Raw genomic sequence first — 15,909 nt, 5'->3', positions numbered from 1 at the left:
AATCGGCATTTTTTAGTACTCAAATGTAATTAAAACAAGGTGTTCGGTCTGTATATAATTCAAAAATTTTGAGACTCTATTTTAATTTTCGCTGTATTTTCTTTATGTGATTTTCAATATCTTCTTTGTCTGGAACAGTGGCGATTTCTTTAGTTTGAGCTTTTTTAAAGGCCTGTAAAGCTGCGGTGTAATACTGATGTTTATAATAATATTTACCAACTAAATAGTAGGCTTTCCAATAATTGGGATTGCTAGAAATAAGTTCATCTAAAACATCGGGTTCTATATGGTTTTCATTTAAAATTGCTTGCGAAACTTTCCGACTCAAAATCCGATATTTTTCATAATTTAAATATTCTTGGGTAAACTGAAACGGATCGGCTTCTATAGTTATAGCCTCATTATGAAGTGTTTTTATAGGTTTTTGAGAAGGGGCGTTTTTGAAAATTTCATTCAAATCATAAGCCACAAAAGCACCTAATTGATATGGACTTGCCGAAACCCAAACCAAGCCTTCTTCCGGTTTAAAAACCACACCATGATGGGCTAATAATTGGTTCAAGGCTTTTTCATTGCCATAACCAATGGTTTTATTATCCAGACCTTCTTTATTTCTTAAAATTGAAATCGCTTTTTCAACCGTTAGTTTAGGGGTTTCTGAAAGTAATTCTTGCATGCGTTCAAAACGATATTGCGAGTGACTTTCTGCTATTTGCTTCAGGTTGTTTTTATCATCTGCATAGGCTTCACTTTGAAAATGATTAGAGCATATAAGTTGATTGGAATTTTCAACCGTATAAACGCCAAAATTATTGGGAGACACTTCAATAGTAATTGCGCGATTATCATTTGCACTTCCAATTAAAATAGATTCGGACACAAATACTTGGCGTTTTTTAGCAATGGCAATGGCCTCATCAATGTTGCTAGCATATTGCAATATTTCACGCGTTAATATGGAAATAGGCGTTTTCGCCAACATGGGAACATCCGATTTTCCAGCGTTAATAGTCACCGTTAAGCCTTGATCATTCATGCCCGAAACTACACCAATCATTCCTGGCCAAGTAACCGACATGAAATTATAGCCATTTGTTGGTTTTATGAAGGCAATAACCTTGTTTTGTGAAAATTCATCACCAGCATAAAAGTCGAAATTCCGGCCAATTATTAAACTGCCGTCTTCCGTTTTATCACCCCAAGCTGCAAAAGAGGAGCAACCCACAAGTGCCAAATCTTTTAAGGCATGACCAATGTCGTGAGCACTGTGAAAATAAAGGATGCGTAAATAATCGTCGGCAAAATAATCGTAGGTATCGCCGGCGTATTTTGAAACTCCTAAAATTTCACTTTTATATTCTTCAGGAACATGTAAGTGCATTTTTCGGTTGTACCAAGCCAACACTTTTCGCAGCATAAATTGCTTGCTTTTAGATGGAACAATTTCAGCTACTTTTCCTAATAAGGCATGTTCTTGTACCACCATTAATTCCTTTTCTAAACCACCAATTTGCATTCCCATTTGATACGGATCGCCGGATACATACAATTCCCATTGCCCATATTTATTTTTGGTTAATAGCCCATTATTTGTGGTAAAGCTAAAGTCTGAAATTTGCTGGCGTTCCGGAATTGTTTGTTCATAATTTGAAACATCAGGAAGATCCTGAAGCGATTTTTTAACACCACATGCATTTAAAAGCAATACGAATCCAAGAATTTTACAAAAATTATGTGCCATTATATTTTTGATTTTTCAGTATTGTTGGCCGCTATAATTTTATCTAATAAATACGTTTGGCCTAATAATTCAGAACAGGTAACAACGCCAGCAATGGTAACACCTAATATGCCATGCATATTTAAACTCTGGCCCGTAAATAGGAGATTATTAATTTTAGTTTTAGGTGAAATGAGCGATTGCATGGACTTATCAACATCTTTTACATAACCATACATAGAACCCCGATTAGTCGCAATATAATCACGATAAGACAATGGTGATGAGGTATAATATTCCTCGATACAATCTCGAATTTTAGGAAATTTCTTTTCCAATTCATTTAATATAACTTCCGCTTTTTCTTTTTTGAAAGCCTCGTAAGTTTGGCCGCGTTCATTTTTACATGTAGCCGTATTAAACGTGTTTTCCCAAGCTTCAACTTCATCATAGCGCATATAAGTCATGATGGTCATATTATCTCCATAAATGGCGTCATTTTTCTTAATTCCCATGGATAACATATAACTTTCAGGCCAACTTTCTTGTTTATAATGCTGCGCATTCCAAACGGCTTCTTGAGTTTTAAAATGATAATAATTTTTATTAATGTATTTAAAACTATCAGGCTTTAAAACGAGGTATAAGCTAAAGGCCGAAATGGTACTTTCTATATTATCCACGCGGTTGGTGTAAGATTTTTTAAAGTGTTCCTTACCTACTAAATCTACCGTGATTTTAGGTTCAATATTTGAAATAAAAGTTGTGCCTTTTATACGATTACCATTAGTGCAAATGGCAGATTCTATGCGGTCATCTACAAATTCTAAATTTTTGACTTCATGATGTTTGAATACTTCTCCACCATGTTTTTTTAACTGCTTAATGAGCAATTTGGTTATTTGACTACCACCATTTACACAACGGTAAGCACTTTCTATATAGGAATTTACAGAAAGTGAATGCACATAAAATGGGGTTTTATAGCCATCACCAGCATACAAGAAATTAGAGCCAGCTAAAACGGCTTGAAGTCTTTTATTGGACGTTATAGATTCTAAAAAAGATTTTATTTGAAGTTGAAAAACGCCATCAGCATAAGGTCTTCCGGGTTTTAAACGGTATAGTGGAAACTTATCACAGGTTTCCTGAATTTTATTACAATAAGCTTCTATAGCATCAGGTTCTTCAGGGAAATCTTGAACCAATTGAGCTTTGAAATTTGCATAACCTTGGGCGTAAGAATAGGATTTAACGTCGTCATCAAAACTAATAATATCAAACCCGTCTTCATCCATTTTATGTAAGGATAATTCGTCCATAATTCCCAAATAATTGAAATATTGGTATAGGTTTTCACCAGGACTTAAACTGCCGATATAATGAACACCAGTATCAAAAATAGATTTGTTTCTGGCAAAGGTTTGTAAGTTGCCGCCAAACTGCTGATTCTTTTCAAGTACACAAACCGAATAGCCTTCTTTAGCTAAAATCACAGCCGAAACCAATCCGCCTAATCCGCTGCCAACAATAACAATATCATAATGTGGTTTGGGTTTCAAATTAAGGTTTGCTTAAAAATATTAGTGTATTAGTTTGACGGCTTATCTGGTAGCCATCGTTCTCAAATATAGCTAAATAGGATTTTATAGATTCAAAAAGCAGTATTATATGATGTGCATTTTGAGCTTTTAATGTTTCTATTTCGGAATTTGTTAACGTTGTTGCATTAATAATAATATTTTCACAAGATATTTCAAGTGCATTTTGAAGATTTTCAACTACCTCAATTTTATAATTATTGTTTGTTATAAAACTACTTTTAACCAATTTACGAGCTTCAGGTTCTTCTAAATAGGTGATAATATTCCGACTCGGACTATCCACGGCCAACAGAAAATCTAACTGACCATAGGTATTGGAAATATGTAAAATTCGACCCGTATCACGTAACGTATCCAATAGGAATTTATAGGTATTTTGATTGTTTTTTAAATCGGTTTTTACGGTTTGAAAAACTTCGTAATCTTTATATCTATAGTCCTCTAAAACCATGGAATGAAAATAGGTTGGCGACTCGTGTTCTGCTCTAAAATTCTTAAATTCCGATTTAAAATGGGCGCTAATCATTTTAGTTCGCTCTCTAATGGTGTTTCCAAAACTGGTATCGTCAAAAGCAATTCGTTTTAGTATGTTCATGGATAAAAGCCCATGCTTAATGACGAAATTTCCTTTGGGTAATATTTCCGAATTTCCATGAATAATAACAGGCACAATATCCAATTTAAATTGATCGGCTAAATAGAAAGCACCTTTATGAAACCGTTTCATTTTATGCGTGTAAGATCGCGTTCCCTCGGGAAATATCATCAATGAATATCCTTGATCAACTTTTTTCTGTAAATGGGAAACGCCATTTTCAATTCCACTAGAAACAGGATAAAAACCGGCTAATTTCACAGCTTTTCCAAAAAACGGTGAGTTGTAAACCCAATCATTTACCAAGAAAATAATTTTTGGATGTAACATGCCAACAGCCAAAATATCTAAAAAAGAGGTGTGATTCGCAATGATAACTGCTGGTTTTTTAAAGGTTTCATTTGTGGAATTCAGAATCTGAAACCTGATAAAAGGATAGGAAATTAAAACTGATTTCATAAACGTGGACATCACATTGTGAAACCAGCCCATTTTTTTCTTCATGCTTACAGGAATCACCCTTATAAAAATCATTCCAAAAATGGAAAGAAATAGTCCACCAAGTCCGTAGTATAAAAACGATATACTAGAAAATACAACTAGTAAAACGGGTGCAGGTCTGTTGGTTTTACTTCCAATAAAAAATTTAAAAAATAGCGGCTGCAAAATAAATGAAATGCATAAGGCGGATATAATTCCAACTATGGACACCAAAGAAATACTAAATAATGCCGGATGTTTGGCGAAAATAAGTACACCCACACCTAAAATGGTGGTGATTACCGAAAGGATGATTGAGGTTTTATGCGTTGGTAAAACACGTTCTCTAGTTTTTAATTCATGCAATAATCCGTTGGTAATAAAAATGCTATAATCAATTCCTAAACCAAAAATAAAAGTTGAAATAATAATATTAAAAATATTGAATTGAATTCCCGTTAAGCCCATAATACCAATGGTTAACAGCCATGTTAAGGCAATGGGTAGAGCAGTAACGAGCGTTAAAGATATACTTCTGTAAAAAAGCAATAATAAAACCAAAACTACCAATAGGGAATAGCCTACCAAACGATTAAAGTCCGTTTTTAAGCCACCTAAAAACGTTTCGTTCATTTGCTTTCTATCAATAACCAAAGTTTGCGGTTGGCTCTTAAAGGTTTCAATTAAAGCTTCTGCCTGTTCGTCTTCTACTTTAACCAATGATGTAACGGTTGAAAAATCAGAAGATTCACTTATATAATCATCTATTGAAATGGTATTTAAGGTTTTAAAATCGTCAAGATCTAAGGTTTCAAAATCAGTTTCTAATAGGTTGTAAAACTGGTTGAACGTGCTGGGTTTAAACCCAAACTTTTCACCACTTGCAATTAAGTGTTCTTTTGTTGCTAATACTTTTTCTGGCTGCCAGAAATTCTGCCAAATATCTAAATGCGTCTGTTGCTGTTTTTGAGATTGTACCAAAGCTCCAATAGAACTAAAATCAATAATGTTTTGTTCATTTTTAAGTTTTTGCAATTTCGAAAAAACAAGATCGTTCGTTTCTAAAGCTTCTTCAGAATTAGAACCATACGCTGCTAAATATACGGATTTCGATTGAATATTGGTTAAAGCATCCAATCGCTTTTGAGCATCCATAAGTGCTTTGGGTTCATAATTTAATTGCGAAATATCATTATTAAAACCTGCTTGGCTATAGGTAAACATGCTAAGTATAAAAAGAGCCATCAAGCCGCCAATAAGCCATTTATTTTTATGAAATGGGTATTTTGCAGCAGTATCTAAAATGGTTTTTTGCTTTTGAGATTTTTCGCTAAAACGATAAACTTGCGGAACAAAGATCAAAGAAAAAACTGAAGAACCTAAAACGCTAATAGCCGCAAAAATGCCTAAATCTTGTAAGGCTTGAGACTTTAGAAACAACAAACATAAAAAGGCTAGAGCAGTAGTTAAACTGCTCATTAAAACAGGTTTTGTAATTTCCTTATACAAAGCTTTTACATCGTTATTGCTGCGAATATGTGTTAAAATATGAAGCGCATAATCCAAAGTAATTCCTAATAAAACAGAACCTATTCCTAATGAAATGGCGGAAATATTGGTTCTAATTATGAATAACAAGGCAATGGCAAGCAAGGCTCCGAAAGCTGTAGGCGTAAAAAGAATGAGCGGTATGGATATTTTTCTATAAAATACAATGAGTATCAAAAGTAAGATGCTCATGGCAATCGTTACTGTAATTTGAATATCAAGTTTTATCTGTTTGGCATTCGCTACCGCAATTAAGGCGCCGCCAAAAAATTCACTTTTTACGGTATTTTTATATTCGTCATTTAATTGGTCACTTAAGCTATAAAGTTGTTCCGCAAAAAGGGCGTTTTCTGATGTTTCACTAGACTTATGAGTTGGGGAAATAAACAACAATAAATGCTGCTTGTCTTTACTTAATAAAAATCCATTTTCTAAAACAAAAGCATCGCCAAAACTCAACTGTTGCATTTTTTTTAGCGCTATAAAAGACAAACCTAAAGGATCGCGTAAAATGGTTTCTTTGGCAACAAAACCGGAAGGCGAAATCAGCGTTTTATAATGTGCTTTGGTGAGGGCTTGTAAACTGTCTGAATTCAACTTGGATTGAATGGTTTTATAATCTTCAGCCTCTAAAAATAAGGGTAAATTGTAATACACAAAATCCAGGGCGTTTAGAACCGTTTCATCTGGAATTTTTCCTTGAATTTGAGTGTAGTAAGGTGTTGAATGCGCTTCTAAACTATCAATAAATTGGCTGGCATATTGGGTTAAATCTTCAACGGAAGCACCAGATTCTCGTGTAATATTAACGATTATTTTATCAGCGAAATTGACGGTTTTCAATACTTTTTGAGCCGCTTCGTTCTCTGAACTGGTAGGAATAAGTTTCGTAATATCTTCTTCAAAAGTTATTTTAGAAGCTAGAAATAATAAGCCCAAAACCACAAGAAGTAGGCCTACAGAGGCTATTAATTTCCGGGAAGCTATCCAAAGATATATTTGATAAAAAAAATTAGTCATGTTGTAAAACGCGTTTCTTCCTTTTAAAAATACTGAAGAAAAAGTAGGCAACAAAGCCAAATAATAAGGCTCCCAGTGTGGCCAAAGCAAAACTTCCTACAATATACGATTTAAGATGTTCAATGACCTCAAAATTATCCATCAAATCTGAAACAGAATAAGAGATGGATTCTTGAAATATAAGCTGTCCTAACTCCAAACTACCTATTATAATAAAAGGGATAAATGGCGGCAAACTAACATTTGAGAAAGCAAAAGAAATGGTTTTATTCAGTTTAAAAAAAATAGCTAATGTTATGGCTAAAAAGGTTTGTAAACCCCAAAGTGGTGAAAACCCAATAAATACGCCTAAAGCTACTGATAAGGCTTTCTTTTTTGGTGAATCTTTACTACCTAGAAAGTCTTCAATAAAGAATCGTTTAAGGCCTTTTTTTTTAATATTTCGAAAAAATTGGCGTGGTTTATAGTAAATAAGCGTTAAAAAAACCAACCAAAAGTTTAAAATGCTAATGCGCGTAAAATCCTGAAAGGGTCGGAAATGAGACACCCGTTCTGTTTCATCATAAAGCACTTGAATAGGCATATTTTTCACCTCGACATCTTTCCAAGCACATTTTACTATAACTTCAATTTCGAATTCAAATTTTGTAGTATAAAAGTTCAATTTCTTAAGAACTTTTAAAGGATATAAACGAAATCCAGATTGCGTGTCTTTTAATTTAATGCCCGTTTCAAACCAAAACCAAAAGTTTGAAAAGGTATTTCCAAAGCTGCTTTTCCCAGGAACACCTTCTTGCTTCATGTTTCGGGAACCAATAATTAAAACATCTTTGGTAATGTGTTGATCTAATTCTTCAATGAAATTCGGAATATCACTTGGAAAATGTTGACCATCTGAATCAATAGTAATGGCAAAATTATAACCTAAAGCAATGGCTTTTTCAAATCCTGTACGTAAAGCCAAGCCTTTTCCTCTATTTTTTGGAAAATGAATTTGTTGAATTTCAGGATAACCTTCTAATATCTGTGCTGTTGCATCCGTGGATCCATCATTAACAATAATAAGATTGCTAGTTAGATTCAAAACCCCGTCCACAACGCGTTTTAACGTATGTTGATTGTTATAGGTAGGTATAACAACACAAACGTTTAAACTGGTTATTTTTTGTGTAATAGGCTGGTTTTGCACGTACTTGAAGCTTTTGTGTTAGCGACCCGAAATTACTGATTTTTCTTCTGAAGTAAAGCTGTCTGACTGTAAAATATAGTCTTTAAGATGATTCTTAAGGTTGTTAGAGGAAATGAATTTAAATTGTTTTAAAATAAATTGTTTGTCTGTTTCAATAGCCTGGTTATATTTTAAAATTTTAGGCGTATTTTCTTGAATACCAAGTCTTATAAAGCGTAATTCAATATTATTGGATTCTTTTTCAATGGCAAATTCAATAAAACCTACACCCTCAATAAAACCATCTTTTTTATCTTTTAAAGTTTTGCCGCTTCTAGCTTTAAGCGCAATAGAAGCGCCCTTGTAGCCTACCAAAGCCATGTTATCGGTTTTGCTAACAGATTTCATGCTATTATAAAATGCCTCAACTTTTTCAGGACTTTGAGCCGCATCTTTGTAAGCTTGACGCACATTAGCCAGATCCAAACTTTGGAAATGGGTAAAAAAGAAAGCAATACTTATAAGTAAATATTTCATCAGTTTTTAAATCACGGTATAATGTGTAGTCAATTTTAATGCCACAGTCTCGTTAAACGTGGTGATGTTTTTAACGCGAAATCCATTTTCGGTTTCCTCGATATCTAAAGTTAACTCTAAATTTGGTGTTTTTTCAGGGTTAATAATGGCCATAAATTTCACATTGACTGCTGCTGCCATAAAGAGTTTTTTCTCAACAACTTGCTCTGTAAGCTCTTTTATAATTTGCATCATACAAACGCCGGGTGTCACGGGATTTCCAGGAAAATGCCCTTCAAAGATAGGATGATTCTTGTTAATGGTAATAGTAGCTATAGCTTTGCCAGCAGTATTTTCTAGCGTATTTATGGTGTAAAAATCGGTTAATAACATGTGTGGCTTTTAGAAATTAAACTTGTAATAAACACTTAATTGAATAACAGAATTTAGCTTCATGTCATCATAATAATTACTGCCGTTATAACCATTGTTGTAACCTGGATCAATAAAATCACCATTATAAAAAAGATTTCTAACATCTACTAAACCTTGTTTGTAGCGTGCTTCAAAACCAAGACCAATAGGTAATTCATAACCTATACCTGCAAAAAACGATAGATCTACACCCAAAATATCATTATCGCTACTGTCTGACATATTAATTTCAAGACTTGGACCCACCAAAACGTGAAAACCTGAATCTGGGATAAAAAAGAATTTGTTTGAAACGGCCGCTCCTATATAATGAATGTTGATATCTTTAGCATTTACAGCTAATAATTGACCATCATTAGGGTTAATTATGGTAAAATTATCACGTTTAAAACCTTGATTGGAATATGAAGCTTCAACTTGAAGTTCATAAACTTTAGAGAAATGAATGTTGACAAATATGGCGCCTTGAAAACCTATTTTCCGAGTGGCATTTTCAATATTAGTTATGGTTGCCGAATTTAAACCTGCTTTTATACCTGGACGTACTTTGACTTGTGCAAATGTAGTAGAAGCAAAAACTAGACAGATTAGAGCTAAATAATAATTTTTCATTTTTAATTTATTGATTTGAGCGTGATTTGTAATTTGATGTTACTGTGAGCTATAATGATGCTTTTTGCAATATTATTATTAATATCCGAAAACAAAAATTCAACCTTCTCTTTTCTATGTCCGGTTCTAATTATTTTATCTAACTGATTAGATGCGTAATAATAGTGTTTTTTATCAAGAATAAGCGTTTGAAATACCTGACTATTTTCTTTTGAAAAACTTTTTAATATTGCTGTTTCTTCTTGAACTAAAGCTTTGAAATCGGTTTTTAGTAAATTAATAAGTAATTTTTTATTGAGCTCATCTAAAATATAGTTGACTTTAAAATTGGTTTCGGTAATGCTGAAATCGAATAATTTTTTGCCCATTTCCGAAGTGAAAACGACGCGATGATTCCCTTTATCTATCTTTTTAATAATTAATAAACCACCGAAAATCTTGCTATAAACTTCAATACTGGCCTTGTAAACGTAATCTTGATTTTTATCCGAGAAATAGGGATTTTTAATGATTTTTTCTGTCGAAATTTGATTTTCTAATTGCTGCTTTTTAGTATAAGAAGCACAACTAACAACCAACAGAAGACAACTAATTATTAAATAACGCATCAGAAATCTGATTATTTAAAACTTTATTACTGAAAACAATTTTAGTGTAATCGCCTGAAGGCTCTATCATTTTTACTATTTCAACTTCACCTTTTGCATTAAATGTTAAATGGAATGCTTCAATAAATGCTGCCGATTTTTTCTCTTTAGGTTTAAAATATACCAAGCTATTTCCACCCATTTTGAAATATTCTATGGTGAATTCTTCGGCGTCAAACATATCACCTTTCACACTATTAATAATTAGGCCATTTAATTGTTTAAAAAGCTTGCTTGAACTCATATCAATATTGCTTTTCTTGCCTTCATCATTAATATAAAGTTGGTCGTTTTTGAAGATAACTGAATATACGAAAGGTTCTAAATAGGCCCATTTTACAAGGTTTGGCGCTTTAAAATGTAAATTTCCTTTCGTTACAATATCATTAGATAAAAAATCCATGTGTTTGTATTGTACAAAATCACTTGTAATAGTTTTGGTGGTTTTAGCTTGTTGCTTCACCAAATTTTTTAAGGCATTTGCTTCATCAGTACTCATGGGTTTTTGAGCCTGTAAATTCAGGACGAAAAAGAAACAAAGTATTGTAACACTACGCATAAGCTTGAATTTTAAATAAGGTATCAATCGTTACAGATTTCATGTTATTATTACGTAAAATTAGCAATAACTGTTCCAAAACCCTAACCGATTTTTCGCTAGTATCATGTAACAGAATAACATCACCCGTTTTTATATTTTTTGTAACCCGTTTTAAAATGGTTTTTTCTGTTTTATTCGTGGTATCCAATGATCGCTTATTCCAACCAATAGTGGTTAAATTCAAATTTTGAACAGCCCGGCGAATTCTTGGGTTAGTAACGCCAAAAGCAGGACGATAGAGTTTAGAAGTTAATCCACTCACTTTTTTAATGATGTTTCGGGTTTGTTCTAATTCTGATTGCACTTTCTTGGTAGTTAAAAACCCGAAATTATTAGGGTGCGAATAGGTATGATTTCCAATGGTATGGCCATCTGCAATTATTTTATTGAATAATTCAGGATGATTTTCAATATGTTTTCCAATGCAGAAAAATGTAGCTTTGGCCTGATGTAGCTTCAGTAATTTTAAAACTTGCGGTGTAAAATCGGGATTTGGACCATCATCAAAAGTAAGAGCAATTTGATTTTTGGTGGCGTTTTCAGTCGAATTTAAAATAGGAATATGATAACGCCAACCAACAAATGCGGAACCTAAAGCCGTTAACGAAAACCAAATTGAAAAGAGTAAAACAAACCACCAAATACTTATGGCATGCATTATAAAGAGAATTAATAATGCCGTAAAAAGAATAAGTGCTATTAGGTTTACTGTTTTAAAATTTAGCATTGCCGAAGTAAGGTAAAACTATGATTTTCGCCACGATACTGATTGTATAAAAGTATGGTTTTAAAATGTGAAGAAACAATAGAATTTAGCTGAAACTCCCTAGGTGCTTTCTGGGTTTTTAAAATAATCGCCGCCAAAACTAATCCAAATGCTGAAGCGGTATGAAATTCGCCAACCCACGGTTTATAAACTAATTGTTGCGCATTTTTAAAATCGCCAGAAGCTAATTCATCATAATAGATATCAAATTCAACATCGCCATTATTACCTAAAATTAATGCATCTACGTCTGCTGTATTTAAATTATTAGCCTTTAAAAATTGTCGGGCTCGTTGGGCAACGGATTGGATAGGTAAGGTATTATATAATTCTAAAGCTTCAATACGTGCCAAAGATGCATGATTGCTTTCATTGGAAACAACAAAAAAATTAGCGCCTTCTCCAAAAACAGCACCTTTGGTTTGCGAATTTATTATTTCAGAACTTTTTACAGGCTCCTTTTTAATGTGATTAATGGTTTTGTTCAATAAAATGGTATAATCGCCAATTTCATCAACCCCACCAATTAAAATATTTTGAGCTTCACTTAATTCTAATTGTAATTTAGCGTCTAGTAAAGCAGATTCAAAAGAATTGCTACCATGAACATAGGTGAAATTATAACCTGTACATTGAATTTCCAATGCAATCTGTCCGCCCACAGTATTGTGCGTAGATTGAATAAAAGGTGTAGGCGTTAAATATGCTTCGTCATTATCAATAATGCTGCTTAAAAACTTTTCAGAATCACGCAGGCAACCCATCCCAGTTCCCGTTATAATGGCATCTACATTATTCAATCCTGCTTTTTCCAATGCCAATTTGGATGCTACAATACTCATTTTAATTCCTTTTGCCATGCGTCTGGCTGCAGCAGGCGGAATAAAATCTTTATAAACCGGATCTATGGCCGGAATAACGGTTTCATTATAAGAAATAATATCCGTTAAAAAATCGGTAGCATGCGTTGTTTTTTGAGCTGAAACGGAACCAACACTATTTATATAGACGTTTTTCATTAGGCTTCTTTTGAAAAAATAACGGTTGAACAATTGCCACCAAATCCAAAGGAATTAGACATGACCGTTTTTAGAGGTTTTTCTTGAAGCGTTAATTGAGGCGTGATAGAAAATTCGGCCATTTGAGTTTTAAAGTTCAAATTGGGGAAAATAACATTGTGTTGCAATGCTAAAATAGAATACACAGCTTCAATAGCGCCTGCAGCCGCTAAAGTATGTCCGGTATAGGCTTTTGTGGAGCTGAATTCTGGAACATTTTCTCCAAATACGCGCATAATGGCGCGACCTTCAGATAAATCATTGTTGCCAGTTGCGGTTCCATGCGCGTTGATATAATCAATATCTTCTGGTTTGTAATTAGCTATTTGTAGTGCTTTTTCCATAGCCAAAGTGGCACCATCACCATTTTCGGATGAGGCTGTTTGGTGGAAGGCATCATTCGCATTTCCATAGCCTTTTACATAAGCCAAAACCGTTTTATTTTCTGCTCTTACAATATCATCGGATTCCAAAACTAAATACGCAGCCGCTTCACCTAAATTTAAACCTTTACGGTCGTTGTCAAAAGGTGTGTTATAGGTATCCGATAAAATCATGAGCGTTTTAAAACCGTTGATGGTAAATTTGGACATACAATCTGCACCACCAACAATAACCCGATCTAATTTTCCTGCTTTAATCAATCGTGCGCCAAGCATAATAGCGTTAGCAGCCGATGAACAAGCCGTACTGATGGTAGTAACTAAACTTTCTTCTATACCTAATTGCTCGGCTATTTTCTGGGTAGAATCGCCAGCATGATGGCCTTCGATATATTTTTGAGTGCTTTTATCTTCTAAATACTGATAGAAATATTTTTCAGTCATATCCATTCCACCCACGCTAGTAGCCGAAATTAAACCTGTTTTGTAATCTTTTATATCTGTAACTCCCGCATTTCTAATAGCTTCTTTGGCAGCAATGGCGCCCAATAAAGCCGTTCGAGAATAGTTGTTTTCTGGAGGTAAATTTAAAATTGCTTCTATTTCCTGATTGGTGTATGCAATTTCACCAACCATAATATCATTTTTATGAATAGTAGCAGTTTTAGAAACGCGTGAAATACCTTTCTTTTCAGAAATAAGGGCGTTATAATTTTCAGCAACATTGTTTCCAATAGCCGAAATTATTCCCATTCCTGTAATTGCAATACCTTGACTCATAAAATATGTGTAATCTGCTTAAGTAGCAATTTTTTATTTAGAGCGATTCTCCGTTATGTAAGTTGCCATAGTGTTAACAGACTCGAAAATATGACGTCCTTCTTTAGGGTCCGTTAATTTAATCCCATAGTTTTTATCGAGCATGACAATCAACTCCAAAGCATCAATAGAATCCAATCCTAGTCCGTCACCAAAAAGCATATCGTCATCGCCAATATCAGCAATGGTCATATCTTCAAGGTTTAATTGCTCAATTATATTTTCTTTTAACTCAAGTTTTAGTGCCTCCATGTTATGTATTGTATAAGGTTGTTATATGTTCTTTAGTATGTGCTGCCGTTCCATTTTTTGATACCAAATATAAAAATGCTTCATACTGGTTGTTATCAAAATTCACCCAACCGCATAATACCTGATTTGCTTTGTCAGAATCCAACAAGCTTGTTGCGTAAGTGACTAAATGCTCGGCATTAAAGCGTTCAAATATAAAAAAACTATTTTCGGAAAACAGTTTATATCGGATACTTATCTCGCCAATGCAAATGTTTGGTAATGTGTAAACAAAAACGGCTGGACTGGGGAAATAATTGCTTTTATCTTGAATGGCTTCTTGATGCATGCGATCTGTATCTAAGCTGGCTGCATTATTAGAAAAAACAACTGCTATATTGTTTTGTATTTCAGTATCTAAATTTTCGTTTTTAAGAAGAATATCAGCCGCTAAAAAAGCTAACTTACTCAAATTATCCATTTTGAAAAACTTTGGATACTTGGTTTCTTCAGCCTTGTAAGCATTTTTTATAAAATCTGAAAAGACTTCCGATTCATCTTGAAACACCACATTTCCATTCAACGAAATCTGTTGATTTTTAATTTGGCAATAAGACGTTATGTAATAATTAGAGGTCATAATTATTTTTTCTTGCAGGCAAAAATGGTATGATATTCGCCAACAGCCCGATCTTCTATCAATTTTAATCCAGCTTTATCTATAATTTTCATTAAAACGGTAGAAGGATACATTTTACTATTTCCATTGGCCATAACCGTAAAGTAAAGTGATGTGGCTTCTAAAATAAATTTAGCATTGTCAAAACGCTGTCTATCTGTAAATGTTTCCATGATGAGAACTTCGCCATCATCTTCTAATGCTGCCGTACACGCTTTTAAAATAACTAGAATTTCATCTTCGGAAAAGCAATCTAAAAACTGACTCATCCAAATGGCATTAGCTCCAACTGGTAATTGCGGATTTTCTGAAAGCCAATCTATTTCATAATGTGAAACCCGTTCTTTAAATCCTGCTTCCGCCACATTATTTTTTGCAATTTGTAATTGCCCAGGTAAATCAACCATTTTAATGGAAACGGAATCGCTATATTTACTACCGCTAATTGCGAATTTTCCCGTATTGGCGCCCACATCATAGATGGTTTTAGGGTTGTTTCTAAAAACAAATTCTAATGCTTCTTGAAACACCTCATCTGAATAGTGATGATCAAACTCAAACCACGCTTTTTGAATATCCGGTGGTAAAACCGAAAGCCCTTCATAAATGGTTTTCCAATTTCCAAGTTCTTTTAATCCTGCGGGTTTTCCAGTTTCAATAGCTTCCGTTAAATGAAATAAACCTTTGTAGCAAACCTCTTGCGTGAAATTAATATTCACATCTACGGTTCTGTCAAAAGCTAAAAAGTATCCAGTTGTAGTAAGTTCAAAGTGATTGTTTTCATCTTTGTCCACAATATTATAACTTTCAGCAATTTCTAGTAGAACGCCAACGCCGTAAGCACTTAATTTTAATTCTTTCGAAATATTCTCTAATGAAATTCCACCTCTTTTTCGTTGCTGAAAAATAAGATCAAAAATGCCTAATTTTCGCATCGCTACGACGGCTTGAAAAACAAATGGCGCAAATGCGATTTTTTCCGCTTCTTGAACCGCATCAATGGCTCTGATAGACTTTTTCGACATAA

At 33.7% G+C, this 15,909-nt stretch carries 15 protein-coding genes; all 15 read right to left on the bottom strand.

Annotated features, from left to right (window positions below; all coding sequences use genetic code 11):
• Positions 1–76 precede the first annotated feature (76 nt).
• A complete protein-coding gene (locus tag ES674_RS02140; protein ID WP_148402339.1) occupies positions 77–1,741 on the bottom strand; it encodes a C45 family autoproteolytic acyltransferase/hydolase in 1,665 nt (554 codons plus the stop codon).
• Positions 1,741–3,282 carry a phytoene desaturase family protein gene (locus ES674_RS02135; RefSeq protein WP_148402338.1) on the bottom strand — a complete coding sequence of 514 codons (1,542 nt, stop codon included), beginning with the start codon at positions 3,280–3,282 and terminating at the stop codon, positions 1,741–1,743. Before ES674_RS02135 ends, ES674_RS02140 begins: the two co-directional genes overlap by 1 nt.
• A gap of 1 nt (position 3,283) precedes the next feature.
• A complete protein-coding gene (locus ES674_RS02130) occupies positions 3,284–6,967 on the bottom strand; it encodes a 1-acyl-sn-glycerol-3-phosphate acyltransferase (RefSeq protein WP_148402337.1) in 3,684 nt (1,227 codons plus the stop codon).
• Complete coding sequence (locus ES674_RS02125; protein WP_148402336.1) at positions 6,960–8,156, bottom strand: DUF2062 domain-containing protein; 1,197 nt, start codon at positions 8,154–8,156, stop codon at positions 6,960–6,962. Before ES674_RS02125 ends, ES674_RS02130 begins: the two co-directional genes overlap by 8 nt.
• Positions 8,157–8,174: 18 nt before the next feature.
• Positions 8,175–8,672, bottom strand: coding sequence for a hypothetical protein (locus ES674_RS02120; protein WP_246125955.1), 498 nt, complete (start codon positions 8,670–8,672; stop codon positions 8,175–8,177).
• Positions 8,673–8,678: 6 nt separating this feature from the next.
• Positions 8,679–9,044 carry a 3-hydroxyacyl-ACP dehydratase gene (locus ES674_RS02115; protein WP_148402335.1) on the bottom strand — a complete coding sequence of 122 codons (366 nt, stop codon included), beginning with the start codon at positions 9,042–9,044 and terminating at the stop codon, positions 8,679–8,681.
• 9 nt (positions 9,045–9,053) lie between these two features.
• Complete coding sequence (locus ES674_RS02110; RefSeq protein WP_148402334.1) at positions 9,054–9,698, bottom strand: outer membrane beta-barrel protein; 645 nt, start codon at positions 9,696–9,698, stop codon at positions 9,054–9,056.
• 2 nt (positions 9,699–9,700) lie between these two features.
• Positions 9,701–10,306, bottom strand: a complete 606-nt coding sequence (locus ES674_RS02105; RefSeq protein ID WP_148402333.1) for a hypothetical protein — start codon at positions 10,304–10,306, stop codon at positions 9,701–9,703.
• Positions 10,287–10,844 carry a LolA family protein gene (locus ES674_RS02100; RefSeq protein WP_148402332.1) on the bottom strand — a complete coding sequence of 186 codons (558 nt, stop codon included), beginning with the start codon at positions 10,842–10,844 and terminating at the stop codon, positions 10,287–10,289. The genes ES674_RS02105 and ES674_RS02100 overlap by 20 nt, the downstream gene beginning before the upstream one ends.
• Positions 10,845–10,896: 52 nt before the next feature.
• The gene (locus ES674_RS02095; protein WP_246125954.1) at positions 10,897–11,604 is read right to left on the bottom strand and encodes a polysaccharide deacetylase family protein; all 708 of its coding nucleotides are present in this window, start codon (positions 11,602–11,604) and stop codon (positions 10,897–10,899) included.
• A gap of 62 nt (positions 11,605–11,666) precedes the next feature.
• Entirely contained in the window at positions 11,667–12,731 is a 1,065-nt protein-coding gene (locus ES674_RS02090) for a beta-ketoacyl synthase N-terminal-like domain-containing protein (RefSeq protein WP_148402330.1), read from the bottom strand.
• Positions 12,731–13,933 (bottom strand): beta-ketoacyl-[acyl-carrier-protein] synthase family protein, encoded by a 1,203-nt coding sequence (locus tag ES674_RS02085; protein WP_148402329.1) that lies wholly within the window; start codon positions 13,931–13,933, stop codon positions 12,731–12,733. The genes ES674_RS02090 and ES674_RS02085 overlap by 1 nt, the downstream gene beginning before the upstream one ends.
• A 33-nt stretch (positions 13,934–13,966) precedes the next feature.
• Complete coding sequence (locus tag ES674_RS02080; protein WP_148402328.1) at positions 13,967–14,224, bottom strand: phosphopantetheine-binding protein; 258 nt, start codon at positions 14,222–14,224, stop codon at positions 13,967–13,969.
• A gap of 1 nt (position 14,225) precedes the next feature.
• A complete protein-coding gene (locus tag ES674_RS02075) occupies positions 14,226–14,843 on the bottom strand; it encodes a 3-oxoacyl-ACP synthase (protein ID WP_148402327.1) in 618 nt (205 codons plus the stop codon).
• A 2-nt stretch (positions 14,844–14,845) separates the two neighbouring features.
• Entirely contained in the window at positions 14,846–15,907 is a 1,062-nt protein-coding gene (locus ES674_RS02070; RefSeq protein WP_148402326.1) for a methyltransferase, read from the bottom strand.
• Positions 15,908–15,909: the final 2 nt, after the last annotated feature.

Source organism: Bizionia myxarmorum (assembly GCF_008086205.1).
Classification (GTDB): domain Bacteria; phylum Bacteroidota; class Bacteroidia; order Flavobacteriales; family Flavobacteriaceae; genus Algorimicrobium; species Algorimicrobium myxarmorum.
This window is presented reverse-complemented; position numbering and strand designations above follow the sequence as displayed.

Bases quoted from the DNA above. Each gene is read 5' to 3' on its own strand.
- ES674_RS02130 (WP_148402337.1), bottom strand. From the start codon at position 6,967: ATGACTAATTTTTTTTATCAAATATATCTTTGGATAGCTTCCCGGAAA.
- ES674_RS02110 (WP_148402334.1), bottom strand. From the start codon at position 9,698: ATGAAAAATTATTATTTAGCTCTAATCTGTCTAGTTTTTGCTTCTACT.
- ES674_RS02075 (WP_148402327.1), bottom strand. From the start codon at position 14,843: ATGACCTCTAATTATTACATAACGTCTTATTGCCAAATTAAAAATCAA.
- ES674_RS02100 (WP_148402332.1), bottom strand. From the start codon at position 10,844: ATGAGTACTGATGAAGCAAATGCCTTAAAAAATTTGGTGAAGCAACAA.
- ES674_RS02070 (WP_148402326.1), bottom strand. From the start codon at position 15,907: ATGTCGAAAAAGTCTATCAGAGCCATTGATGCGGTTCAAGAAGCGGAA.
- ES674_RS02085 (WP_148402329.1), bottom strand. From the start codon at position 13,933: ATGAGTCAAGGTATTGCAATTACAGGAATGGGAATAATTTCGGCTATT.
- ES674_RS02140 (WP_148402339.1), bottom strand. From the start codon at position 1,741: ATGGCACATAATTTTTGTAAAATTCTTGGATTCGTATTGCTTTTAAAT.
- ES674_RS02120 (WP_246125955.1), bottom strand. From the start codon at position 8,672: ATGAAATATTTACTTATAAGTATTGCTTTCTTTTTTACCCATTTCCAA.
- ES674_RS02105 (WP_148402333.1), bottom strand. From the start codon at position 10,306: ATGCGTTATTTAATAATTAGTTGTCTTCTGTTGGTTGTTAGTTGTGCT.
- ES674_RS02115 (WP_148402335.1), bottom strand. From the start codon at position 9,044: ATGTTATTAACCGATTTTTACACCATAAATACGCTAGAAAATACTGCT.
- ES674_RS02080 (WP_148402328.1), bottom strand. From the start codon at position 14,224: ATGGAGGCACTAAAACTTGAGTTAAAAGAAAATATAATTGAGCAATTA.
- ES674_RS02095 (WP_246125954.1), bottom strand. From the start codon at position 11,604: ATGCATGCCATAAGTATTTGGTGGTTTGTTTTACTCTTTTCAATTTGG.
- ES674_RS02090 (WP_148402330.1), bottom strand. From the start codon at position 12,731: ATGAAAAACGTCTATATAAATAGTGTTGGTTCCGTTTCAGCTCAAAAA.